Raw genomic sequence first — 24,592 nt, 5'->3', positions numbered from 1 at the left:
GTGTTCTCCTTGCCGGGGATGAGCGTGTGTGTGGGGCGGGTCAGGCGGTCTCCTCCGCCTTCGCGAGGGCGGCGACGAGTTGTGCTCTGCGGCGGATGCCGAGCTTGCGATAGGTGCTGGTCAGGTGGGTCTCCACGGTGCGGCGGGCCAGGTGGAGGAGTTGACCTATCTCGGCGTTGGTGCGGTTCTGCGCGGCGAGTTCGGCGATGCGGCGCTCGCCGGCGGTGAGGGCGGCGGGGCCGGTCAGGGCCGTCGCCGTGCGGCGGGCGCCGCCCTCGCGAAGGGCCGCCTCCGCGTGGGCGCGTTGACGCGGCGCGCCCACGCGTTCGGCCCGCTCGGCCGCCTCCCGGAAGACGTCACGGGCCCGCGCCCGCTCCCCGGACGCGGCCAGCCCCCGCCCCTGCGCCACGAGCGCCGCTATCAACTCCGCCTCGACCGGCGCACCGACCGACGGCACGACCTGGCCGCCCCGCGGTGGTGCGGCCCGGTCGCCGCCTGGTGACACAGCCCGGATGCCGCCCGACGACGCGGTCAGGCCCCCACCCGATGACCCGACTCGGCCGCCACCCGATGGCACAGCCGGGCCGCCACCCGATGACATGGTCGGGTCGCCACCCGACCGTGGGCGGTTGCCGCTCGGTGGTGTGGCGCGGTTGCCGCTCGGTGGTGTGGCACGGTTGCCGCCCGGTGGTGTGGCACGGTCGTCGCTCGGTCGTGTGGCACGGTCGTCGCTCGGTCGTGTGGCACGGTCGTCGCTCGGTCGTGTGGCACGGTCGCCGCCCGATGGTGTGGCACGGTCGCCGCCCGATGGTGTGGCGCGGTCGTCGCTCGGTCGTGTGGCACGGTCGCCGCCCGGTCGTGTGGCGCGGTCGTCGCTCGGTCGTGTGGGCGGGGTGTCGTGGGGAGCGTCGGTGCGGTCCGTGGCCGGCGGCGCGGGGCGTACTCCGCCCGGAGTGGTGGCCCGTTCGCCGTCGGGCACCTCGGCCGCCGCCCAGCCCGTGGTCGACGACACCGCGGACCCGCCGCCCACGGCCCGCGCGGCGCCCCCGCCCAGCGCCCAGCCCCGCATCACCGTCACCCTGGCGGAGGTCCCGCCCGAGGCCGCCGCAGGATCGTCGACCGATCCTCGGCCGCCCGCCGCGTGACCGCCCGTTCCCGCGGCGGGCCACTCGCCGAGCCCCCGAGTGCCCGCGGCAGGCCTCTCGACCGTTCCCCGACCGCTCGGCGCTCCACCTCCCAGCGCCACGACCGACGCTCCAGTCACCGTCTCCGCAGTGTCCTCCCGTTCACTGTCGGTGCCGTGGCGTAGGAGGTGTACCGCGCGGTCCGCCAGTTCCAGGCCCCGCCGGCCGCCCGTCGCCGTGCCGAGGACGCTCAGGGCGCGGCCGAGGACACGCGGGGTGTTCCAGACGGTGGCGAGGCGGAGTTCCTCCTCGGCGAGCGCGAGGGCCTCGTGGGGGCGGCCGAGGGCGAGCCGGCACTCGGCGGCGGCGGTGCGCCAGGGGGTGACGACGGGGCTGGCCACATCGCGGGCCGACTGGCGGCGACCGCACTCCAGGAAGTCGTCGAGCGCGGCGGCCGGGTCGCCGGTGGCGGCACGCAGCAGGCCCCGGGCGTAGAGGAAGCGGTTCAGCTCCCAGGAGTCGTGGGCGTGCCGCACCTCGTAGGCGTCGGCGAGGCGGGCCGCCTCGTCCGTCCGGCCGGTCTCCAGCAGGGCGACGACCGCGTGGGCCAGCGCGTTGGCCGACTCGGGGCGGCCGGCGACCGCGCGCGCCACCTCGGGGTCGGCGAGGACCTCCTCGTGCGCGCCGCGCGCGGCGGCGATGTCGATACGGACGTTGAGGAGCGCCAGATGCATGGGGTGCAGCAGGGAGGTGCGCTGACCGCTGAGGCCGCGGTGGACCAGGCGTTCGGCCTCGTCCAGTGCGTCGGCCCACTGGGCGACGGCGGCGGCGGTGCCCAGCAGGAACACCTCGGCGAGCGGGTCGGCCGGCTCGGCGAGCAGCGCGCGGACGCGGTCCATGGCGGAGGCCGCCGAGGTGAGCCCGGCCGTGGCCTCGTAGCGGACGAGGAGGGCCTGTCCCGCCGTACCGACCAGATGGGGCGAGCGTGCGGCGGTCTCGCGCAGCCAGCGGTAGACCTCCTGCCGTACGCCCTGGTCGTGGTCGGAGAGCAGCGCGGAGGCGGTCTGGACGGTGCGGATCAGGTCCGGGTGGCCCGTCAGGTGTTCGTCGCGCAGTCCGCGCAGCACGTCGACGGCGGCGCGGGCCTCGCCGCGCCGGGCCAGCGCCGTGCCCAGGGCGACGGCCGCGTGGACGCGTTCGACGGGCGGGCCGGGCAGCCGCATCGCCTCGGCGAGCCGGGGGATGCCCGCCGTGGACCGTGTGGACCGTACCGTGGCGTACTCCAGGGAGCCCAGTTCGGTGAGGACCACGGTGCGGCGGGCGGCCGGCATCGGTTCGTCGAGGGCGCGGCGCAGGTGGGCGAGGGCGTCGTCGCTGCGGTCGTCGCGGACGGCGAGGTCGGCGGCGTCGAGCAGCGCGCCGGTCGCCCAGGCCTCGCCGACCGGGCCGCAGCGCAGCAGGTGTCCGGCGACGGCCTCGGCGCTGTCGCCGCGGTGCAGCATCGCCTCGGCGGCCCGGCGGTGGGCGGCCTGCCGGTCGGTGCCCGCCCAGCCGCCGAGCACGGCGTCCCGCAGCAGCGGGTGGGCGTAGCGGGGCCGGCCGTCGGCGTCGGGGCGCAGCAGACCGAGGCAGGTCATCGCGGTGAGCCAGCCGGGCACGCGGGCGGGGTCGGTACCGGCCGTACGGGCGAGCAGGTCGGCGTCGACGGCCACGGGGGTGTCCGTGTCGTCCAGCGCGGCGAGCGCGCGGGCGGCCTCGGTGGTCGCGGGCCCGGCGCTGTCCAGCCACCAGGACACCGCGGCGGCGTAACTGCCCGCGTAGAGCGCCGCGCAGGTGTCCGGAAGGGCAGCCGGGAAGGCCCCGGGGTAGGTGTTCCGGAGGTCGGACAGCAGGGCGCGCAGCAACAGCGGGTTGCCCGCACCCGCGCGTAAGCAGGCGTCGCCCCACTCCGGCGGGGCATCGGCGTGGACGGAACGGACCAGTCGCGCCCCGGCGTCCGGGCTCAGTGGGGCCAGGGTGCGGGTGTGCAGCAGGGCCGGGGAGAGGGCGTGCGCGAGTCCGTCCGCCGGGGGGTCGATGTCGTACTGGCTGCGTTCGGTGACCACCAGAAGCACGGGCAGGCGGTCGATGCGGCGGACGGCCTCGGCGAGCCAGCGGCGGGACGGGGCGTCGGCGAAGTGCGCGTCGTCCACGGCGACGAGCAGCGGTGACTCGGCCGCGTAGGAACGCAGCAGCCGCCACAGCCGGGCGGGCCTGCCCCGGTGCGGCTGGGTGTCCGGCGGGTCCGGCGCCTCGCCCGCGGCCTGGTCGAACTCGGGGCCGTGGGCGAGGAGTTGGAAGACCGTGTCGAAGGGTACGGAGCGGTGCTCCGGCGAGCAGCGGGCCCGCAGGACGCGCAGCCCGTTGGCCGCCGCGTGCTCGGCGGCGGCCTCCAGGAGCGCGGTGCGGCCGGTGCCGGTGGCGCCCCGCAGCAGCACCAGACGGCCGGCGCCGGTGCGGGCGCGCTCGGCCTCGGCGGCCAGCAACTCCAGGGGCTCACGGCGTTCGAGAAGCGGTTCGGGCGCGCACATCGCTGTCTCCTGTCGTGGACGGGGTCGTGGGCTGTGTCGTGGACTGGGGCGTGAACGGGGTCGTGGACTGGGGCGTGGACTGTCGTGTTCCGCTGTCGTTCCCGGTTTCGAAGACGGGGCGCGGCCGGTCGGGGTGCACCGCTCGCGGAAGGTCGGCGGAAATCCGCCGTACCCCCTCCCGTGGTGCATCTCGTGGTGGATCTCGTGGTGGATCTCGTGGTCCTCCACGATTGCGCGGCGCACACCACACACAGAAGTGTGAATCGAGCCCATCGGCCACTCCCCTCGCGGGAGCGGCGATTTCGCGCATACGGGAGAAACGGTTGCCCAGCACAGTCCGGACCGCCGGGACGACGACGGCGGAGCGCCAGGAGACCCGGCGCCGTATCCCCGTCGTGGTCCACACCCTCGACCCGCTCTCCCGTGCCGGCGTGCTGGCCCAGCTGCGCGGGCACCCGGTGATCGACCTGGCGGACGACGACGAGGTACGGCCGGGCACCGTGGCCGTGCTCGTCGGGGACACCCCGGACGAGCCGCTGCTGTCCACGCTGCGCCGGATGGTGCGCAGCGAGGGCGCGCGGGCCGTGCTGGTGGTGAGCCTGATCCGGGAGACCGAGCTGCTCGATGTCATCGAGTGCGGGGTCGGCGCCATCGTGTGGCGCCACGAGGCCACCGCGCACCGGCTGGCGCAGGCCGTGCTCGCGGCCTCGCGCGGGGACGGCGACCTGCCCGCCGATCTGCTCGGCCGGCTGATCAACCAGGTGGGGACGTTGCAGCGTTCCGTCGCCGGGCGCGGCGGGGCGCCGCTGTCCGGACTGGTGCCGCGTGAGATCGACGTCCTCCGGCTCGTCGCCGAGGGGATGGACACCGGCGAGATCGCGAGCAAACTCTCCTACTCCGAACGCACCGTCAAGAACGTGATGCACGGGCTCACCACCCGGCTGCATCTGCGCAACCGGGCGCACGCGGTGGCCTATGCCCTCCGGGAAGGCTACATCTGATCGAACGGGCATTCCCAACGGGCCGGTTGGGCAGCACACACTGCCCCCAGGTCGTCCCCGGCGCGTCTACGGGCGCGGCACCCGCGCGGGGCAGGATCGGTGGACAGGCACGACGACACGCAGGAGCACGACCGTGATCCACGAGGTGGACGAGGTCCTCAAGGGACTGATCGGCGGTGGTGCCCTGGCCGGCTCCGGCATCGACGTCTCCTTCGAGGCCCCGACCCGCGACTGGGCGGCCCGGCGCAACGCGCCCACCGTCAACACCTATCTGTACGACATCCGCGAGGACGTCTCCCGCCGCCAGCGCGGCCATATGCCGGTCCGTGACGAGCGCGACATCGTCGTACGCCGCCGGCAGCCGCCCCGCTGGTTCCGGCTGTCGTACCTGGTCACCGCCTGGACGAAACAGCCCCAGGACGAACACCGGCTGCTCTCCGCCGTGCTGGCCAATCTGCTGCGGCGCGAACTGCTGCCCCCGGACGAACTCCCGGGCGCGCTCCGCGCGCTGGGCCTCACCCTGCCGCTCTCGGTGGCCGGGCTGCACACCGAGTCGCGGTCCCTGGCGGAGATCTGGTCCGCGCTGGGCGGCGAGCTGAAGCCGTCCCTGGACCTCGTGGTCACGGTTCCTTTCCCGGCCTTCCCCGAGTACGACGCCGGTCCCCCGGTCACCGAGGGCGCGGCGATCCGGGTGCGCGGCATGGACGGCTCCCTGGAGGGCTCCGAGCAACGCGCGCACCGGCCGGGGCAGTTGGCGTCCTCGCCGATCACCGGGGAGGGGCAGCGGTGACCGTGGGTGTCACCCCCGACGGCGATGTCCTGCTGGTCCGGCTCGCCCGACTCCGGGAGCGGGTGGCCGAGTTGGTCGCCGAACGCGGCGCCGGTGATCCGACGGCGGGCGATCCGCTGCGCGGGCTGTATCTGTCCGAGGAGGGCGTACGGCATCTGCTGGCGCCGTCGGCGGGGCCGCACCCGTCCGCCTTCCCGGACCTCCCGGACCCGGAGAGCGCCCCGTACGGCCCGCTGGAGCTGCTCGCGGGGCGGCTCGGGCTCACCGAGCTGGACGCGCGGATCCTGCTGATCGCCCTGGCGCCCGATCTGGACCGCTCCTACGAGCAGTTGTACGGCTATCTGAACGACGATGTGAGCAGGCGCCGGGCCACGGTCGGGCTCGCGCTCGATCTGTGCGGGCTGCCGGTGCATCTCGCGCAGGCGCGGGCCCGGTTCCTGCCGTCGGCGCCGCTGAGCGCGCTCGGGCTGCTGACCATCGAGGACCCCGAACGGCCCTTCCTCGGGCGGGCGTTGCGGGTACCGGACCGGCTGGTCGCGCATCTGCTGGGCGACGACACGCTGGACGCGGCGCTCGTCGGCCAGGTCCGTCCACTGGCGTCACCGGGCGCGTTCGCGTCGCCTTCCGTGGAGGACGACGGCGGGTTCACCGCCCGGCTGGCCGCGCGGCTGACCGCCGCCCCCGTGACCGTCCATCTGCGGGAGCACCGCGAGGGCGACGGACTGATGCGCGCGACGGCGGCCCTGCACACGGCCCGGATCGAGGCCCTGCACTTCACGCCCCCGGAGGCCGCCGACGACCTCGCCGCGCTCCTCCCCCGGCTGCTGCGCGAGGCCCGGCTGCGCGACTGCGCGGTCGTGGTGTCCCCGGTGCCGGAGAAGCCGGGGCCGCTGTTCCGGGCGTTGACGGCGGCCGATGTGTCCGTGCTGTTCGTGGGGGCACAGCCGTACGACCCGCAGTGGTGCGACCGTGATCCGCTGGTCCTCGACGTGCCCCGGCCCCCTGCGGGCGCGGTGGCCGCCTGGGCGGCGGCGCTAGGTCGGGGCGCGGACGGGCCGGGGTTCGATCTGGCGGCCACGGTGGCCCCGTACCGGCTCGGTGGTGACCGGATCGAGCGGGCGGCCCGCGCCGCCGTGGACCTCGCGGCGTTCGACGGGACCGAGGTGACCGCCGCGCATCTGCGGCTGGCGGCGCGGCTGCAGTCCGCGTCCGGGCTGGAGCGGCACGCCCGCCGGATCCGGCCCGACGTCGGCTGGGGCGACCTGGTGCTGCCGGACAAGCCCCTCGCCGAACTGCGGGAACTCGCACTGCGGGCCCGGCATCGCGACCGGGTGCTCGGCGACTGGCGGCTGAGCGCCGGGGGCGGCCGGGGCCACGGGGTCCTGGGGCTGTTCGCGGGCGAGTCCGGCACCGGCAAGACGCTGTCGGCGGAGGTGGTGGCCGCCGAACTCGGCCTGGACCTCTATGTCGTGCAGCTCTCCTCGATCGTCGACAAGTACGTGGGCGAGACCGAGAAGAACCTCGAACGGATCTTCACCGAGGCCGACCGCACCGACGCCGTGCTGCTCTTCGACGAGGCGGACGCCGTGTTCGGCAAGCGCTCGGAGGTCAAGGACTCGCACGACAAGTACGCCAACATGGAGAGCGCCTATCTGCTCCAGCGGCTGGAGTCCTTCGACGGGATCGCCCTGCTGACGACCAATCTGCGGGCCAACATCGACGAGGCGTTCACCCGGCGGCTGGATCTGGTGGTCGACTTCCCGTTCCCGGACACCGCGCAGCGGCTGGCCCTGTGGCGGCACAGCCTCGCCGCCGTGCCCCGCGCCGACGACATCGACCCGGCGGCGGTGGCCCGGGACTTCGAGCTGGCCGGCGGTTCCATCCGCAGCGCGGTCGTCACCGCCGCGTACGCCGCCGCCGGGCGCGGCGGGCCGGTCACCACGGCCGATCTGCGGGAGGGCGCGGAGCGCGAGTACCGCAAGGCCGGGCGGCTGGTGCCGGGCGAGGGCAACTGGTAGCCCCACCACCGGCGTTCGGCGGGAGCGGCCCGACGGCTCCGATGGGGGCGATGGGAGCGATGGGAGCGCTCCCGCCGGACGGGCTACTTCACGACCCACTTCTGGTTGGGCGTGCCCGCGCAGGTCCACAGCTGGAGCTTGGCGCCGTTGCCGGTGCCGTTGTCCTTGACGTCGACGCACTTGTCGGCCTGCGGGTTGACCAGGTCGCCCTGGGTGCTGAGCACGAACTGCTGGGCCGGGTTGCCGCTGCACCGGGCCACCTGGATGACGGCGCCGTCGTCGCGGGAGCCCCAGGCGACGTCCATGCACAGCCCGAGGGAGCGCACGGTCCCGTCGCCCCGGAAGTCCCACTTCTGGTTGGCGGTGCCCGCGCAGTCCCAGATCTGGAGCGGGGTGCCGTCCTTGCCCTTGCCGTTCTCCGCGTCCGTGACGTCCACACAGCGGTTCGAGCCCTTGCCGATGATCTTGAATCCCTTGACGGTGGCCGGCTTCTTCGTCGTGGCCTTCACGTCCGGCTCCTTGTCCGACCCGGACCCCGAGCCGCCGGACCCCGAGCCGCCGGACCCCGACCCGCCCCCGGAGCCGGAGCCCGATCCGGAACCGGAGCCCGCCCCCGAACCCGAGTCCGCGGGCTGCTCCTCGTCCTGGGGTGCCTCGGGCGTCTCGGAGGGCAGCGGCGCGGCGGAGATGCTCGGCGCCGGGGCCATCGCGGACGGGCTGGCGCTCGGCACGGACGTCGTACCCGCCTCCTGCAGCTCTCCGGCGGCGCTGACGACCCTCGGCTGGTAGGCGAACCACAGCGTCACGAAGGTGACGGCCAGCGCCAGGAAGATCCCCACACAGGTGGCGAGCCAGCCCGGCAGGAACCCCCGCTGGACATAGATGCCGTCGACGGACTGCGGTGCCACGCCCGCCCGTTGCACGGCCAGCGCGTACGGTCTCTCCTGCCGGGAGCCGAACCAGATGATCTGGCGCGGCTTCAGGGTGGCCTTCACGAACGCGGCACGACCGGGCTCGATCCGCACATTGCTCGGGAGGATCTCGTACGACAGCTGGTCGCCGTTGTCGCTGCCACTGACGGCGGCGGTGACCTTGGTGTTCCCGAGGTTGTCGATGGCCAGCTTGGGCCGTCCCCGGAACCGTCCCTTCACGGTCGGCGGGACCAGCTCCGCCCGCACCTCCGTGAACGGCGTGATCGTCAGATTCCCCTCGGGGACGGTCGTCGCCTCGGGGTGCTGGGTCGGGGTGATCCGCACGGCGTACGGGTTCGGGCCGGCCGTCGCGTCGGGGGTGCGGGGCGGGGCGAACGTCAGCTCCACCGTCCCCGTCGTCCCCGGGTACAGCCGGAGCGTGTGCGGCTCCACGGTGGTCCAGGGCGCGATGTCACCGACCGGCTCGAAGCGGTACTCGTCGACCACGTCACCGGTGTTGCGCAGACGCAGCCGTACCGTCGTGCTGCCTCCCGGGTCCACGGTCGTGGAGGCCGGTTCGAGGGAGGTCCAGAGGCTCATGGTCAGATCCCCTCCGCAGGAACGATCTGCCATTCCTGGTCGTCGGTGACGGTGCAGTGGAAGAGCATCAGGGTCACCTCGTTGCGTAGGTCTTCGTTGCCCGCGACCTCAAGGCACTTGTTGTCGCTCGCGTAGTTGCGGATCCAGTAGCCGCCGCTCTGCTGCGGGTCGAGCCACCACAGCTGGTTGTCGCTGGTCGTGCCGTCACAGGTGAACTCCGTGATCTTCGTATGGATCGGGTTCGCCCCGTAGTTCGGCAGGTCCATGCAGAGCTGGTCCTTGGCGTTGCGGATCTGGAAGAGGTCGGTGCCGTCGGGCGCCTGCTTCTCGACCTTCACCTCCAGGTGCCAGAGCTGGTTGTCCGTCGTGCTGTCGTCGCAGGTGAACTGCTGGACCCGGCCGTCCCTGCGCCCGTTGCCCTCGCCGGGGACGTCGGCGCACAGCTTGGTGGCGAGGTTGCGCAGGAGGACGTTGCGCGCGGGCAGCACGCTCTCGTCCTCCTCCTCGACCGGCTCGGACGAGGCCTCGGGCGCACCGCCCCCGCCCCCGCCCCCGCCGCCGTCCGCCTCTTCTTCGGAGGGGGCCGCGTCCGGCTCCGGCTCGGCATCCTTCTCCGGCTCCGGTCGCACGGACTCCAGCGGCTGCGGCGAGGCCGAGGGCGGCAGCGTGCTGACGCCGGCCTCCCGGTACTCGCCGGCGGCGCTGACCACTTGGGGCCGGAAGGCGAACCACATCGTCAGGAAGGTGACGGCCAGCGCGAGGAGGATCCCGAGACAGGTGGCGAGCCAGCCGGGGAGGAAGCTCCGCTGGACGTACATGCCCTCGACATCGAGCGGGGTGACCCCGGACCGCTTCACCGCGAGGAGATACGGCCGTTCCTGCTTCGACCCGAACCAGGTGATCTGGCGCGGCTTCAGGGTGGCCTTCACGAACGCGGCACGACCGGGCTCGATCCGCACATTGCTCGGGAAGATGTCGTACGACAGCTGGTCGCCGTTGTCGCTGCCGCTGACCGACGCGGTCACCTTGGTGTTGCCCAGGTTGTCGATGGCCAGCTTGGGCCGTCCCCGCAGGCGTCCCTTCACGGTCGGCGGGACGAGTTCCGCCCGCACCTCCGTGAAGGGGGTGATCGTCAGATTCCCCTCGGGGACGGTCGCCGCCTCCGGATGCTCGGTCGGGGTGATCCGCACGGCGTACGCGTTCGGGCCGGCCGTCGCGTCCGGCGTGCGCGGTGGCGCGAACGTCAGCTCGACCGTCCCCGTGGTCCCCGGAAAGAGCCGCAGGGTCTGCGGCTCCACGGTGGTCCAGGGCGCGATGTCGCCGACCGGCTCGAAGCGGTACTCGTCGACCACGTCACCGGTGTTGCGCAGACGCAGCCGTACGGTCGCTGTACCCCCGGGGTCCACCGCCGCCGACACGGGTTCCAGGGAAGTCCAAAGGCTCACAGAGGGACGCTACGCGGCGGGCGCCGTCCGGTCAGGAGTCGCCGGGGCAGGCCCCGCTGCCCCGGCGGCCATCGGCGGCCCGCCCCAACGGCCTTGTCAGACGGTGAACTTGACGGCTTCGAGCCAGATGCCGTTGTCGAGGGTGCCGCCGAAGATGTAGTGCTCGCCCTCGCCGGGCTTGTCGCAGGCCAGGTTCTGCCAGCCCCGGTCCTTCTGGTGGACCGCCTGGCAGACGCCCTTGCCGCCTTCGTCGACGTTGATGGTGAAGCCCAGCATGTCCGGGGCGCCCGCCTTGGAACTGCCGAAGTAGTTGTCGAAGCCGTCCTTCGCGCTCGACCACGGCTTCGGGTAATGGCCCTGGCCGTTGGTCGAGTTCGGGTCGTGGACGAACGCGGCACTGGCCGTGCCGTTGACGCCGGACACCGCGATGTTGAGGGCCTTGAGCGACCTGCCCTGGCCCACCGTGCCGGCCGTGTCGCCGTCGCACTCGGGGGCCGTCCAGCCCTTGCCCGTCACGAAGGCGCGGTAGCAGATGTGCCGTCCGGCCGGGTCCGCCGCCGCCAGCTGCCGTACGGCGGTCGCGGCCGTGGGCGCGGCCTTCTTCTTCTCCTCGGTACCACCGCCGTCACCGCCACCGCCACCGCCACCGCTGCCGCCGCCGCTCCCGCCGGAGGAGGCGGCGCTCTCCGTCTCGGCCGCCTGCGGGGGCGCGGAGGAGGGGGCGGGTTCGGAGGGCGTGGGCGGCGGCGGGGTCGACGCCGGCGCCGACGGGCTGGGCGCCAGCGTGCTGACGGAGGTCTCCTGCAACTCGCTGGTGGCGCTGACCACTTGGGGCTTGAACGCGAACCACATCGTCAGGAAGGTGATCGCGAGCGCCAGGAAGATCCCGAGACAGGTGGCGAGCCAGCCGGGAAGGAAGCTCCGCTGGACGTACATGCCCTCGACATCGAGCGGCGTGACCCCCGACCGCTTCACCGCGAAGGCGTACGGCCGCTCCTCCTTGGACCCGAACCAGATGATCTGGCGCGGCTTCAGCGTGGCCTTCACGAACGCGGCACGACCGGGCTCGATCCGCACATTGCTCGGGAAGATGTCGTACGACAGCTGGTCGCCGTTGTCGCTGCCGCTGACCGACGCGGTCACCTTGGTGTTGCCCAGGTTGTCGATGGCCAGCTTGGGCCGTCCCCGCAGGCGTCCCTTCACGGTCGGCGGGACCAGCTCCGCCCGCACCTCCGTGAAGGGGGTGATCGTCAGATTCCCCTCGGGGACGGTCACCGCCTCCGGATGCTCGGTCGGCGTGATCCGCACCGCGTACGCGTTCGGGCCGGCCGTCGCGTCGGGGGTGCGGGGCGGGGCGAAGGTCAGCTCCACCGTCCCCGTCGTCCCCGGGTACAGCCGGAGCGTGTGCGGCTCCACGGTGGTCCAGGGCGCGATGTCGCCGACCGGCTCGAAGCGGTACTCGTCGACCACGTCACCGGTGTTGCGCAGACGCAGCCGTACCGTCGTACTGCTCCCCGGGTCCACGGTCGTGGAGGCGGGTTCGAGGGAAGTCCAAAGGCTCACGTCGGGACGCTACCGGGCGGGCGGCGGCCGGGTCACGAGGAGAAGGTGCAGGGTCGGGGTGCCCCGACGCCGCACCGAACTGCCCCTGGGGGCAACGGGCATGCCCCCTATCAGGTACCGGAGGACGTTTCGGGGGACGCGCTTCGCGCGTGAGGGTGAGAGGCGACCTGTCTCGTACCCCAAGGAGAGCAGAGCATGCCGTCCTACCTGTCGCCGGGCGTCTACGTCGAGGAGGTGGCCAGCGGCTCGCGTCCCATCGAGGGTGTGGGCACCTCGGTCGCCGCCTTCGTCGGCCTGGCCCCGACCGGCCCGCTGAACGAGCCGACCCTGGTGACCAACTGGTCCCAGTACGTCGCGGCCTTCGGCGAGTTCACCGACGGCTACTACCTCGCGCACTCGGTGTACGGGTTCTTCAACAACGGCGGCAGCGCCGCGTACGTCGTCCGTGTCGGCGGCACCGAGCAGGGCGGCGCCTCCGTCGGCGGCCCGGCCGCCGTGACGGGCTCCGCCGCGCCGGCCGCGCTGCCGCCGGGCGAGCCCAAGCAGCTGGGCACGTTCAGCGTGACCGCCGTCGCGGGCGGTTCGCTGAGCGTCGAGGTCGCCGACCCCGAGGGCGAGGGCCCGGCCGAGCGCTTCAAGCTGATCGTCAAGGACGGCGACAAGGCCGTCGAGACGTTCGACGTGACCGCGAAGAAGGGCGGCCGGAACTACGTCGTCACGCAGGTCAAGGAGCGCTCCAAGCTCATCACGGTCCAGGAGGCCGCGCCGGCCGCGCAGCTCGCGCGCCCCGACAACCAGACCGTGGCCCTGGCCGCCCCCGCCGCGCCGGCCGCCGTCGCGCCCACCGCGGCGGACGACAGCCACCCCGGACCGGCCCAGTACCTCGGCGACTCCGCCGACCGCACCGGTTTCGGCGGCCTGGAGGCCGTGGACGAGATCTCCATGGTCGCGGTGCCCGACCTGATGGCCGCCTACCAGCGCGGCGCGATCGACCTGGAGGCGGTCAAGGCCGTCCAGCTCGGTCTGATCGCGCACTGCGAGCTGATGGGCGACCGCGTCGCCGTCATCGACCCGCCGCCCGGCCTCAACGCCCGGCAGATCCGCGTCTGGCGCCAGGAGACCGCGGGCTACGACTCCAAGTACGCGGCCCTGTACTACCCCTGGATCAAGGTCTTCGACCCGGCCAGCGGCCAGTCCCGCGTCATCCCGCCGAGCGGCCACGTCGCCGGCGTGTGGGCCCGCAACGACTTCGAGCGCGGTGTGCACAAGGCGCCCGCCAACGAGGTCGTACGCGGCGCGGTCGACCTGGAACTCCAGATCACCCGCGGTGAGCAGGACCTGCTCAACCCCATCGGCGTCAACTGCATCCGCGCCTTCCCGGGCCGCGGCATCCGCGTCTGGGGCGCCCGCACCATGTCCTCCGACCCGGCCTGGCGCTATCTGAACATCCGCCGGTACTTCAACTACCTGGAGGAGTCGATCCTGATCGGCACCCAGTGGGTGGTGTTCGAGCCGAACGACCACGCGCTGTGGGCCCGGATCCGGCGCAACGTCTCCGCGTTCCTGGTCAACGAGTGGCGCCAGGGCGCCCTGTTCGGCCAGCGGCCCGAGGACGCGTACTACGTCAAGTGCGACGAGGAGACCAACCCGCCGGAGTCGGTCGACCTCGGCCGGGTCATCTGCGAGATCGGTATCGCCCCGGTCAAGCCCGCCGAGTTCGTGATCTTCCGGCTGGCCCAGTTCTCCAGCGGCAGCGGGGAGCTGGAGGAGTAGGCCGTCACCGGCCCGCGCCCCCTGCCCCACTGAAGCCCCTTGCCCCTGCCCCCTTAGAAGGACACAGAACAGATGAGTCTCGCGCCGGGTGACGCCCTTACTTCACATAATTTCGGCCTGCAGATCGACGGGGTGATGGTCGAGTACCTCGCGGAGGTCAGCGGCCTCACCCTCGAACAGGACGTCATCACGTACCAGCAGAACTCCGCGCAGGGCCGGCCCGAGGTCAACCTGCTGCCCGGTGTGCAGAAGAACGGGCAGTGCACGGTCGTGCGCGGTATGACGCAGTCGGCCGCGTTCAACACGTGGATCAACGACTCGATCAACGGTCAGATGGGGTCGGCGCGCAAGAACGCGTCGATCATCATGATGGATTATCAGAACAACCCGGTGAAGCGGTACAACATGCGCAACGCCTGGTGCAGCAAGATCGACGCGAGCACCCTCAAGGCGGGCGAGGCGTCCGCGCTCACCGAGACCGTGACCATCGTCTTCGAAGAACTGGTCATCGAGTAATGCGGCGCACGGCTGCCAGGGCGGGCGCGGTCCCGGGTGCGGGGCAGGAGGAAGCGGCTCCGGCCGCGGCCCCCTTCCCCACCACCGCCGCGCCTCCCGCCGCCGCGTCGGCTCCGGCGCCGACTCCGGCTCCGGCCGTCGCGCCGGTCGCGCAACGGCTGCGGACGGAGTTCCCGTTCGAGCTGCCGCGCGGCTATGTCGACGAGGCGGGCAACGTCCACCGGGAGGGCGTGATGCGTCTCGCCACCGCCCGGGACGAGTTGATCCCACTGCGGGACGTCCGCGTGCAGGAGAACCCGGCGTATCTGTCGGTCGTGCTGCTCGGCCGGGTCATCACCCGGCTGGGCAATCTGCCGATGGTCCACGACGGGATCGTGGAGAACATGTTCGCGTCCGACCTCGCGTTCCTCCAGGACTTCTACCGGCAGGTCAACGCGGAGGGCCACACCCGCGCGGCCGTGCGGTGCCCGCACTGCTCCGAGCCCTTCGAGGTCGAACTCGGCGGGAGCCGCCTGGGGGAATCGTGACGTACGCGACCGACCGGCTGCACGAGGAGATCGCGTACGTCGCCTACCACTTCCACTGGAGCTTCGAGGAGATCCTCGACCTCGAACACCACGACCGCCGCCGCTACACCGAACAGATCGCGTCCCTCGTGACACGGGGCGGGTCGGAGGGCTGATCACGTGGGGTTCTTGGATCGCTTTCGGAACACCGCCGGGTCGGCGGGGCGCCGGGGCGGGGGTGACGGGGCCGACGCCGGCACCGGGGCCGCATCGGGTTCCGGGGGCGGCTCGGGTTCCGGGGGCGGCTCGGGTGGCGGGGTGAGGTCCGATGCCGGAGCCTCGGGCTCCGGACCTTCAGGTTCCTCGGGTTCCGGTGCCTCGGGCTCCGGGGCCGGGGGGAATCCGGCTCCGGGGGGCGCGGGTGGCGGCTCGTTCGGTTCGGCCTCGGTCCGTGGCTGGGAGGGGCTCGCCCCGATCCAGCGGGCCATCGGGGGGCGGGCCGTCGTCGCGGACGCCGGGTTCAGCGGGCGGTTGAGCACCTGGCAGAACCCGTCCTTCGCCGGGTCGCTGTCCCACGCCGTCCTGCCCGGAGCTCCGGGCGGGCTGGTCAGGGACGTCCTCACCACGTCGGCGACCCCCGTCTCCGGACTCGAACTGCCCTCGCGCACACTGCCGGTGGCGCAGGACGGGCCCGAGGCACACGCCGACGCCCCGACCGACGCCCGGCCGGTCCAGCGCGCCCGGCACCAGGTCACCCCGTCCCGCCCGACGGGCCCCCGGGTGACCCCCGTACCGCCCCGCGCCCCCCACCGCCCGACCCCTTTGACCAAGGCCCCCACCACGTCACCGGCCGTCCAGCGCCGCACACTGCCGACGGCCCGTCCGCGGCCGACCGGGGCCGACGGGGTGTCAGGGGGTACGGCACCGGGGGCCGCGTCGCCCGTCGACCACGCACCGGGCGGACCGACGGCGCCAGCACCAGCGCCGGACGCTCCTTCGTCCGGAGGCACGGCTGTCGGTGGTACGTCGGTACAGCGCTCAGTTGCGGGCGATACGGCACCGGAGCGTCCGGCGTCCGGCACCGCCTCGTCCGGCCGCACGACACCGGGCAGTTCCTCCGTGCGGGACTCCGCGCCGAGCGATGCCGGGCCGGGGCTCACGGCTCCGGGCGACACCGCGTCCGGCCCCATGAATTCCAGCGGTGCGCCGCCGGTACAGCGCTCGGTGGCGAGCGACACGGCATCGGGACGCCCGGCGCCCGGCGCCACCTCGTCCGGCCGTACGACACCGGGGCGCGCCTCGGTACCGAACTCCGGGTCGGGCGACACCGCGTCGAGCGGCACGGCGTCCGGCGGTGCGTCGGTGCAGCGCTCGGTGGCGGGCGATGCGGCAGCGGGACGTCCGGAGTTGGGGGCCGGCTCGTCCGGCGGTACGACACCGGGTGGTGCCCCGTCGGGGCAGAGGGCTCCCGGCGGATCCCCAGTACAGCGCTCCGTGCAGCACTCGGTGCAGCGCGATGCCACGTCCGGGCGCACGACTTCCGGCGACGACTCGTCCGGCCGTACGACGCCGGGCGGTTCCTCGCCTGGGCGCCCGGCCTCCGCCGGTACGACACCGGGTGGCGCCCCGTCGGGACAGAGGACTCCCGGCGGATCCCCAGTACAGCGCTCGGCGCAGCCCTCGGTACAGCGCGATGCCGCGCCGGGGCGCACGGCTTCCGGCGACGACTCGTCCGGCCGTACAACGCCCGGCAGTTCCTCATCCGGGCACCCACCCGTCACCAGCAACACCCCGGCACAGCGTTCCGCATCCGAAGACACAACCTCGGGCCACAAGACTTCCGGCAGCGACCCCTCCAGCCGTACAACGCCCGGCAGTTCCTCATCCGGGCACCCACACGTCACCAGCAACACCCCGGCACAGCGATCGGCATCCGAAGACACAACCTCGGGCCACAAGACTTCCGGCAGCGACCCCTCCAGCCGTACAACGCCCGGCAGTTCCTCATCCGGGCACCCACACGTCACCAGCAACACCCCGGCACAGCGATCGGCATCCGAAGACACAACCTCGGGCCACAAGACTTCCGGCAGCGACCCCTCCAGCCGTACGGCACCGGGCGGAGCCTCGTCCGGGCGTAACACAGCGGGCTCGGCGGGCTCGGGTACGCGGCCGGTCGGCAGCCCTCTCGGGGCGACGGCTGCTGCCGCAGGCCCCGCCGGTGTCGAGGCCGCGCGGCACCGCTCAGCCGAATCGGGCGGCGGCTCGGGCGCGTCAGCCGACATCGGCCGCGCGGGGCTCGCCATCCAGCGGGCGGCGACCGACTCCACCGGTACGGCGGCGAGTTCCGGCCGTACGACCACCGACCCCACCGTGACGGCGACCGGCACCAGCCCCGCCAGCCCCACCAGCCCCACGGCACCGAACTCCACCGGCTCGACGGGCGGCTCCGGCGCGCGCGCAACCGCCCTCGGCGGCACGGCATCCAACCCCGTTGCGCGAGCGGCCAGTCCCAGTGGCTCTGTGGCCAACTCCGGCCACGCGGGGAGCGGTTCAGCGGACGCCCCGGCCATCTCCGGCCCCGCCGGGGTGAATGTCCAGCGGGCAGCAACCGGAGCCACCGGTACGCCGGCCGACCCCAGCCACACCGGCAGCGGCTCGGCACCCAACCCCATGGGTACCGGCGGCAGTTCAGCGGGGAGCCCGGCCGCCGCCCACAGTCCCGTCGGCATCAACATCCAACGGGCCACCACCAGCTCCACCGGTACAGCGGCCACCCCCAGCCCCAGCCCCAGCCCCGCCAAGGTCGATGTCCAGCGAACCACCACCGAAGCCACCGGCACGGCCAACCAGCCGACCGCAGCCCCGGCCGGCGCTCGTGGCACCGTCGTGCCCGGCAGCACACCGAACAACCCCCCGAGCGCCGCACCCACCCCCGCCGCCCACCCGGTCCAGCGGAGCACCCCCGGCGGAGCCAGGCGCATGGGTCTCGGTGCCCCGACCTCCGGCCCCGTCCCGCCCTCCGCGCCCCGCCCCGCCACACCCCCCACCCCCTCGGCGCCCCCGGTTCCCCCGGTTCCCCCGATCCAGCGCGCCCCCCTGACTCCGACCACCCCCCGTCATCGCCCCCTGCTCGGCGCACCTCTCTCCACCCCGCCCCAGGACACGCGACCCCTCTCCGGACGTACGGCCCCCGTACAGCGAGCGACCACACCACCCCCGGCCAGGACGACCCCCACCCCGGGCCCACCCCCACAACTCCTCACGACGCCGCCCCCCGGCCGGCGCACCGAAGGGGCGCGGGGAACCGCGCGACCAGCCACAACCAACCCGCAGTCGCCCACCCCACCAACCCCCCACCCCGTGATGCGCGCAAGCACCCCCGCCGCACGCCCCCTCACCCCCACCCGCGCCCTCACCTCGGCGCCCCTGCCCACCCCCACCACACCCCCGGCCGCCGTACCCCTGCGCCGCCCCACATCCCCAGGCACCGGCTCCACCCCCGTACAACGCCTCACCGCCGAAAAGCCCACACCGGCCCCCACACCGGCCCCCACACGCACGCCCCCACCCCGCGCCGCACGCCCCCTCACCGTCACCCCCACCACCCTCCACACACCCGCCCCCGCGCCCACACCCACGCCCTCACCCACCCCCATCCAGCGAGCCCCGGAGACCTCCCTCCGCCCCACCCCCGCCACCACGACCACGGCGGTCACCCCGGTGACGGCGACCGCGGTTCCCCCGTCGGGCACCACGCACCGCAGCGCCTCGGCCGACCTCCCGCCCGCCTACTTCGCGGTGGACGTGAACGCCGCCCCCGGCGCCCAGCTCGACCCCCGCGCCCTCACCGACTTCCAGCTGGACGAGCTGACGCACCGGCTGATCGGCCGGATCACCCGCCTCGTCCGCACCGAACTCCGTATGGACCGCGAACGAATCGGCAAGCTCCGCGACCCCCGCCACTGACACCACAGGCACCACAGGCACCACTGACAGCACAGACGCCGCAGACGCCACTGACCGCCACCGACCCGCACCACCAGAAAGGCCCTCCCCGATGCCCCGCGATCTCGACCCGGGCTCCACCATCTTCTTCACCCTGACGATCGACGGCGAGAGCCTCGGTTACTTCAACGGGTGCGAGGGGCTGTCCTCGACGGTGGAGATCGAGCACCGCCAGGAGGGCGGGAACAACGGGTTCGTCTGGCAGTTCCCGTCGCGTGTGACGTACTCGAACATCCGGTTGACCCGCCCGCTGACCCCGGACACGGCGAAGGTCGCGGCCTGGATCTCCTCCGTGGCGACCGGAGTCAAGCGCCCGACCGCCCAGATCGCGGCGCTGCGCGCGGACGGCTCGGAGGTGGCGCACTGGGGCCTGATCGACGTACTGCCGGTGAGCTGGCAGGGGCCGTCCCTGGACCCGGCGAACCCGAGCGTGGCGACCGAGGTCCTGGAGATCACCCACCACGGGTTCACGGACTGACCGGCCGGAACGCGGGGACAGGGACGGGAACAGGGACAGACAGGGACAGGGACAGGACATGGCGAAGGGCAGCAAGGGCGGCGCGGGCAAGAGTCTCGTGCGGGCCACACTGGCCATCCACGAGCCGCCGGTCGGGACGAGCACCACTCCGGGCGGGCTGAAGAAGACGTTCAACTTCGAGTTCAACCCGGCCGAGCTGACACTGCGCCAGGGCGCCCAGTGGAAGCGGACGACGAGCGCGGCCGTACGCGACGGCGCGCTGCCGGAGTTCATGGGCCCGGACCCCCGGGAGATGAACGTCGAGATCTTCCTCGACTCCTCCGACAAGCCGAGCGGCACCACGGTGCTGAAGAAGGTGGACACCCTGCTGTCGTGCTGCGAGGTGACGGCCAAGAGCCTCGCCGCGAAGCAGCCGTCGCCGCCGTGGGTGGTGTTCCAGTGGGGGTCGTTCTCGACGGCCCGCTTCACGGCGTACGTCAGTTCGGTGGACGTCACGTACTCCCTGTTCGGGACGACCGGTGTGCCGATCCGGGCCGCCTGCCGGATGACGCTGCACGAGATCCCGAGCCGTACCGAGGGGCAGAACCCGACGTCGGGAGCGCTGACCGCGCGCAGTGTGCACCGGGTCGTGGCGGGCGACTCGTTGCAGTCGCTGGCGTGGCGGGAGTACGGGCGGGCGTCCGCGTGGCGGGCGATCGCGGAGGCCAACGGCATCGACGACCCCTCGCGGCTGCCGACCGGCACCGAACTCGTCCTCCCGGCGGCCGGGGAGGTGGGCCACTGATGGGAGGCGGCCAGGCCGGAGACCCGTCCTTCTCCAACATCATCGAGGTCACCGTCGACGGCAGGAAACTGCCCACCGACTACGCCGATCTGCTGGTCGGCGGCTGGGTCGATCTCGGCGCCGGGGTGCCCGGCGCGTTCCGGCTCACCTTCCGGGACCCGCACGGGCTGCTGCTGGGCAAACTGAACGTCAGGTTCGGCTCCCTGGTGGTCATCTCGCCCGTGGCCGGCGGACAGGGCGCGGGCTCCCCGGTGTTCACCGGCGAGGTCACCGGCATGGAGACCGACTACGACGGCACCGGCACCTTCACCGTCGTCCGCGGCTACGACCCGGGGCACCGGCTGATGCGGGTGCGCAGGGTGGCGGCGTACCGCAATCAGACGGCCGCCGACATCGCCCGCAAGCTGGCCGGGATGAACGGCGTCCCGGTGGGACAGGTGCAGTCCACCAAGACCGTCTACGACTTCATCAGCCAGTCCAATGTGACGGACTGGGACTTCCTCGCGCGGCTCGCCGACGAGAACGAGATGGTGATGTCGCTGGACGCCAAGGGGAAGTTCCAGTTCGTCAAGCCGAAGCCGGCGTCCGGCGCGGCGGCGCCCAGCCCTCCCGGGCAGAAGAGCCCCTACGAGCTGAAGGCCGGCGTGGACATCCTGCGCTGCCGGGCCGCCGTCACCGCCGCCGACCAGGTCGACAAGGTCGAGGCGCGCGGCTGGAACGTCACGACGAAGAAGAAGCTCACCGCGACGACGAGGGCGAGCGCCAACCCCGGTATCGCGATCGGCACCACCCCGCAGAAGGCCGCCAACCCGTTCAAGGCCGCCAAGCTGGTCGAGACCGACACCCCGTACGACCTGCAGAGCGAGGTCACACACGCGGCCGGTTCGCTGGCCGACGACATCACCTCCTCCTTCGCCGAGCTGGAGGTCATGGTGCGCGGCAACCCGCTGCTGCGCCCCGGGGTGCCGATCACGCTCTCCGACGTGGGCGCCCCGTTCGAGGGCAAGTACACCTGCACGTCCGTACGGCACACCTTCGGCGACGGCAGCCACTACGAGACCTGGGTGACCGTCAGCGGCCGGCAGTGGCGCTCGCTGTTCGGTCTGTCCTCGGGGGGCGGTTCGGCGTCGCCTCGGCTGCCCAGCGTCGCCAACGCCCTGGTCACCGATGTCCAGGACCCGCTGAAGCAGGGGCGGGTGAAGCTCCAGTTCCCGTGGCTGGACGACACCTACGTCAGCGACTGGACGCGGACCGTGCAGATGGGCGGCAAGGGCGGCGGCGGGATCTTCCCGCTGGACGTCGGCGACGAGGTGCTGGTCGGCTTCGACCGGGGCGCGCTCGACCATCCGTTCGTCATCGGCGGTCTCTACAACGGCGTGGACAAGCCGACCCCGGTGAAGGACATGTGGCTGCACGACCCGGTCAAGAAGAAGGCGATCCTGCACACCCTGTCCGACCGGGAGGGCAACCGGGTCGACCTGCTCAGCCAGCAGACCGGCCCGCGCATGCAGGGCGTGCGCCTCGCCACCGGCAACAACCGGCTGACCGTCCACCTGGACCGGACGAAGACCGAGATCACCGTGGACAGCAAGGGCGCGGTCTCCATCACGGGCGGCACCTCGGTGTCCGTGAAGGCCGGTACGGATCTGTCCCTGACGGCGGGCCGGACCCTGTCCCTCAGGAGCGGCGGCCCGCTCAACATCCAGGGCGGGGGCATCGTCAGCCTCCGATCGGCCGGCGCGGTCAACGTCTCCGCGGCGGGCGCCCTCAACCTCAGCGCGGCCGGCATGGCGACGCTCAGCGCGGTCGGCACCGTGCAGATCAGCGCCGCCGCCCTGCTGAACCTCAAGGGCGTCAAGGTCGAGCTGATGGGTGTGTTCTCCGTCAACACGATCAAGTACCCGTTCGGATGAGCTTCGGATACGAGCATCCGATCGGATGAGGTTCGGACGAGGTTCGAATCGGATGAGACTCAGAAAGGAAGGGTGGCCCTCTGATGGCCGAACAGTTCGTCGGATCCGGCTGGGCGTTCCCGCTGCGGATCGGGCCCACCGGGGGCATCGCCCTGGTCAGCGGGGAGCGCGAGGTCGAGGAGGCCATCCGGCTCATCCTGGCGACCGCGCCGGGCGAGCGGCCGATGCGCCCCGAGTTCGGCTGCGCCATCCACGACCTGGTGTTCGCGCCGGTCAACGAGGCCACCGCCGGCCGTATCCAGCACGAGGTGTACACGAGCCTCGACCGCTGGGAGCCCCGGATCGAGGTGGCCGACGTCGAGGTGACGGCCGGTGCCGACCAGGGCGTCCTCTTCATCGATGTGCAGTACTCGATCCGGGGCACCAACAACCCGCGCAGCCTGGTCTTCCCGTTCTACGTCATCCCGTCCCACGACGAGCCGGACCTGGCCCCCGAGGGCTCCGACCGTCCCGATTCTCCCGACCGTCCGGAAAGCGACCGCTGATGGCCCTGCCCTCCCCGAACCTCGACGACCGCCGTTTCCAGCAGTTCGTCGACGACGCCAAGCGCTATATCCAGCAGCGGGCCCCGGAGTGGACCGACCACAACGTCTCCGACCCCGGCGTCACCCTGGTGGAGACGGTCGCCCACATGGCCGACCAGATCGTCTACCGGCTCAACCGGGTGCCGGAGAAGAACCATCTGGCGTTCCTGGACCTGGTGGGCATCACCCTGTTCCCGCCCTCGGCCGCCCGCACCGATGTGACCTTCTGGCTGTCGGCGCCGCAGGAGGAGCCGGTGCCGCTGCCCGTGGGCACCGAGGTCGCCACCGTGCGCACCGAGAGCGAGGAGGCGGTCGTCTTCGCCACCGAGCGCGAACTGAACGTCGTCCCTTGCGAGTTGCGGTATCTGGTCACCCAGCGGCCCGGTGAGCCGGGCGCCGACCGGACGGCCGACCTCGCCGAGGGCAAGGACCTGATGTGCTTCGCCGAGTCCCCGCGCCCCGGCGACTGCATGCTGTTCGGGCTGACCGCCGCCGTCCCGTACTGCGCGATCGCGCTGGAACTGGACAGCGTCGTCGACGGCGTCGGCGTGGACCCGCGGCAGCCGCCGCTGGTCTGGGAGGCGTGGACCGAGGACGGCTGGACGGAGTGCGAGATCGACCGTGACGGCACGGGCGGTCTGAACCGTCCGGGCGAGGTGATCCTGCACATGCCCGGCGCGCACACCCTGTCCCGCACCGGCGGCCAGGAGGCCGGCTGGCTGCGCTGCCGGGTCACCGAACCCCTCCCCAACCAGCCCTTCTACACCACCTCGCCGACCGTGCGCGCCGCCGAGGCCTTCACCGTCGGCGGCACCACCACCGTCGTGCACGCCGAGACCGTGTACGACGAGGCGCTCGGCGAGTCCACCGGCCTGCCCGGCCAGCGGCTGCGCCTCGCCCACTACCCGGTGGTCGGCGACACCCCGCCCGTCCTCCTGCAGACCGCCGAGCACGACGGCTGGACCGACTGGGACGTCGTCCCGTCCTTCTCCGCGTCCACCTCCTACGACCGGCACATCACCCTCGACCCGGCCACCGGCGAGATCGCCTTCGGCCCGGCGGTACGGGAGCCCGACGGCACCCTGCGCGAGTACGGGGCCGTCGCGCCCAAGGGCTCCGTGATCCGCGCCGTGCGCTACCGCACCGGCGGTGGCCGGGCCGGCAATGTCGCCCGGGGCGCGATCCGGGTGCTGCGCACCTCCGTGCCGTACGTCTCCGAGGTCGTCAACCGTGAGGCCGCGCGCGGCGGGGTCGACGCGGAGACCGTGGAGGAGGCGAAGGTCCGGGCGCCGATCACCCTGCGCGCCCAGGAGCGTGCCGTGACCCTGCGCGACTACGAGGAACTGGCCCGGCGCGCGGCCCCCGAGACCGCCCGGATCACCTGTCTGGAGGGCGAGGAGGGCGAGCACGGCGCGTACGCGGTACGGGTCCTGGTCGTCCCCCAGGCCGTCCCGGACCCCGGCGGCAGGCTCCGCTTCGAGCAACTCGTCCCCGGCGACGCCCTGTTGCGCCGTATCACCCGCCACCTCGACGAACGCCGTCTGATCGGCACGCGGTTGGCGGTCGGCCCGCCCTTCTACCAGGGCATCACGGTGGTCGCGACCCTGCACGCCTTCCGGGGCACCGACACCGACCGGGTCCGCCGCCAGGCCCACGACGCGCTCTACCGCCACCTCGATCCGCTGACCGGCGGCGCCGACGGCCGCGGCTGGCCCTTCGGCCGCCCCGTCCAGTCCGGCGAGGTCTTCGCCGTCCTCCAGCGCGTCCCCGGCGTCGAACTCGTCGACGACGTCCAACTCCACCCCGCCGACCCCCTCACCGGCAAACGAGGCGACCCCACCAACCGCATCGACCTCTCTCCCCCGTCCCTGGTCTTCTCCTTCGACCACCGGGTCCGAGTGATCGGGGACAAGCAGTGAGGCCCGGGCCCCGTAAGGGGCGCGGGGAACTGCGCGACCAGCCACGACGAACCCGCAGCCGCCACACGACAGCACCCCCCGAGCTACTG

At 73.0% G+C, this 24,592-nt stretch carries 18 protein-coding genes; 13 read left to right on the top strand and 5 right to left on the bottom strand.

All coding sequences use genetic code 11. The features are described 5' to 3' along the window. Positions 1-40: 40 nt before the first annotated feature. Positions 41-3,694 carry an AAA family ATPase gene (locus F9278_RS49085; protein ID WP_264300189.1) on the bottom strand — a complete coding sequence of 1,218 codons (3,654 nt, stop codon included), beginning with the start codon at positions 3,692-3,694 and terminating at the stop codon, positions 41-43. A 323-nt stretch (positions 3,695-4,017) separates the two neighbouring features. On the opposite strand from F9278_RS49085, the gene F9278_RS34450 reads away from it, so the two are divergent. The 3 genes from F9278_RS34450 (at position 4,018) to F9278_RS34440 (ending at position 7,503) form a co-directional block, all read left to right on the top strand. After that, on the top strand, positions 4,018-4,695 hold the full coding sequence (locus F9278_RS34450; protein WP_152171793.1) for a helix-turn-helix transcriptional regulator: 678 nt from the start codon (positions 4,018-4,020) through the stop codon (positions 4,693-4,695). A 133-nt stretch (positions 4,696-4,828) separates the two neighbouring features. Then, positions 4,829-5,485 (top strand): DUF4255 domain-containing protein, encoded by a 657-nt coding sequence (locus tag F9278_RS34445; protein ID WP_152171792.1) that lies wholly within the window; start codon positions 4,829-4,831, stop codon positions 5,483-5,485. After that, the gene (locus F9278_RS34440; protein WP_152171791.1) at positions 5,482-7,503 is read left to right on the top strand and encodes an ATP-binding protein; all 2,022 of its coding nucleotides are present in this window, start codon (positions 5,482-5,484) and stop codon (positions 7,501-7,503) included. The genes F9278_RS34445 and F9278_RS34440 overlap by 4 nt, the downstream gene beginning before the upstream one ends. Before the next feature lie 83 nt (positions 7,504-7,586). Here F9278_RS34440 and F9278_RS34435 read toward each other — a convergent pair whose 3' ends face one another. The 3 genes from F9278_RS34435 to F9278_RS34425 form a co-directional block, all read right to left on the bottom strand. Further along, the gene (locus F9278_RS34435; RefSeq protein WP_152171790.1) at positions 7,587-9,014 is read right to left on the bottom strand and encodes an RICIN domain-containing protein; all 1,428 of its coding nucleotides are present in this window, start codon (positions 9,012-9,014) and stop codon (positions 7,587-7,589) included. A gap of 2 nt (positions 9,015-9,016) precedes the next feature. Beyond that, positions 9,017-10,459: an RICIN domain-containing protein gene (locus tag F9278_RS34430; protein ID WP_152171789.1), complete on the bottom strand. Its 1,443-nt coding sequence runs from the start codon at positions 10,457-10,459 to the stop codon at positions 9,017-9,019. 96 nt (positions 10,460-10,555) lie between these two features. Further along, on the bottom strand, positions 10,556-12,022 hold the full coding sequence (locus tag F9278_RS34425) for a hydrolase (protein ID WP_152171788.1): 1,467 nt from the start codon (positions 12,020-12,022) through the stop codon (positions 10,556-10,558). A 195-nt stretch (positions 12,023-12,217) separates the two neighbouring features. Between F9278_RS34425 and F9278_RS34420 the strand changes: the two genes are divergently transcribed. The 4 genes from F9278_RS34420 to F9278_RS46435 all read left to right on the top strand — a co-directional run bounded on the left by F9278_RS34420 (position 12,218) and on the right by F9278_RS46435 (position 14,993). Further along, the gene (locus F9278_RS34420; RefSeq protein WP_152171787.1) at positions 12,218-13,795 is read left to right on the top strand and encodes a phage tail sheath subtilisin-like domain-containing protein; all 1,578 of its coding nucleotides are present in this window, start codon (positions 12,218-12,220) and stop codon (positions 13,793-13,795) included. Between the two features lie 72 nt (positions 13,796-13,867). Beyond that, positions 13,868-14,311 carry a phage tail protein gene (locus F9278_RS34415; protein WP_033526822.1) on the top strand — a complete coding sequence of 148 codons (444 nt, stop codon included), beginning with the start codon at positions 13,868-13,870 and terminating at the stop codon, positions 14,309-14,311. After that, positions 14,311-14,838 (top strand): hypothetical protein, encoded by a 528-nt coding sequence (locus F9278_RS34410; RefSeq protein WP_152171786.1) that lies wholly within the window; start codon positions 14,311-14,313, stop codon positions 14,836-14,838. The genes F9278_RS34415 and F9278_RS34410 overlap by 1 nt, the downstream gene beginning before the upstream one ends. Then, the gene (locus F9278_RS46435; protein ID WP_193241757.1) at positions 14,835-14,993 is read left to right on the top strand and encodes a DUF6760 family protein; all 159 of its coding nucleotides are present in this window, start codon (positions 14,835-14,837) and stop codon (positions 14,991-14,993) included. Before F9278_RS34410 ends, F9278_RS46435 begins: the two co-directional genes overlap by 4 nt. Here the strand turns inward: F9278_RS46435 and F9278_RS34405 are convergent, their stop codons facing one another. Next, positions 14,994-16,352 (bottom strand): hypothetical protein, encoded by a 1,359-nt coding sequence (locus F9278_RS34405; RefSeq protein WP_152171785.1) that lies wholly within the window; start codon positions 16,350-16,352, stop codon positions 14,994-14,996. It abuts the gene before it with no gap. A gap of 1,831 nt (positions 16,353-18,183) precedes the next feature. On the opposite strand from F9278_RS34405, the gene F9278_RS34400 reads away from it, so the two are divergent. From F9278_RS34400 to F9278_RS34375, 6 genes are all read left to right on the top strand, one after another. Continuing rightward, complete coding sequence (locus F9278_RS34400; protein ID WP_152171784.1) at positions 18,184-18,786, top strand: extensin; 603 nt, start codon at positions 18,184-18,186, stop codon at positions 18,784-18,786. A 91-nt stretch (positions 18,787-18,877) separates the two neighbouring features. Next, the gene (locus tag F9278_RS34395; protein ID WP_152171783.1) at positions 18,878-19,303 is read left to right on the top strand and encodes a phage tail protein; all 426 of its coding nucleotides are present in this window, start codon (positions 18,878-18,880) and stop codon (positions 19,301-19,303) included. 58 nt (positions 19,304-19,361) lie between these two features. Beyond that, a complete protein-coding gene (locus F9278_RS34390) occupies positions 19,362-20,087 on the top strand; it encodes a CIS tube protein (RefSeq protein WP_152171782.1) in 726 nt (241 codons plus the stop codon). Next, complete coding sequence (locus F9278_RS34385) at positions 20,087-22,000, top strand: VgrG-related protein (protein ID WP_152171781.1); 1,914 nt, start codon at positions 20,087-20,089, stop codon at positions 21,998-22,000. The genes F9278_RS34390 and F9278_RS34385 overlap by 1 nt, the downstream gene beginning before the upstream one ends. Positions 22,001-22,083: 83 nt before the next feature. Beyond that, complete coding sequence (locus tag F9278_RS34380) at positions 22,084-22,545, top strand: GPW/gp25 family protein (RefSeq protein ID WP_152171780.1); 462 nt, start codon at positions 22,084-22,086, stop codon at positions 22,543-22,545. Further along, positions 22,545-24,503, top strand: coding sequence for a putative baseplate assembly protein (locus F9278_RS34375; protein WP_152171779.1), 1,959 nt, complete (start codon positions 22,545-22,547; stop codon positions 24,501-24,503). Before F9278_RS34380 ends, F9278_RS34375 begins: the two co-directional genes overlap by 1 nt. Positions 24,504-24,592 lie beyond the last annotated feature (89 nt).

It is taken from the genome of Streptomyces phaeolivaceus, from assembly GCF_009184865.1.
In the GTDB taxonomy this organism is placed as follows: domain Bacteria; phylum Actinomycetota; class Actinomycetes; order Streptomycetales; family Streptomycetaceae; genus Streptomyces; species Streptomyces phaeolivaceus.
This window is presented reverse-complemented; position numbering and strand designations above follow the sequence as displayed.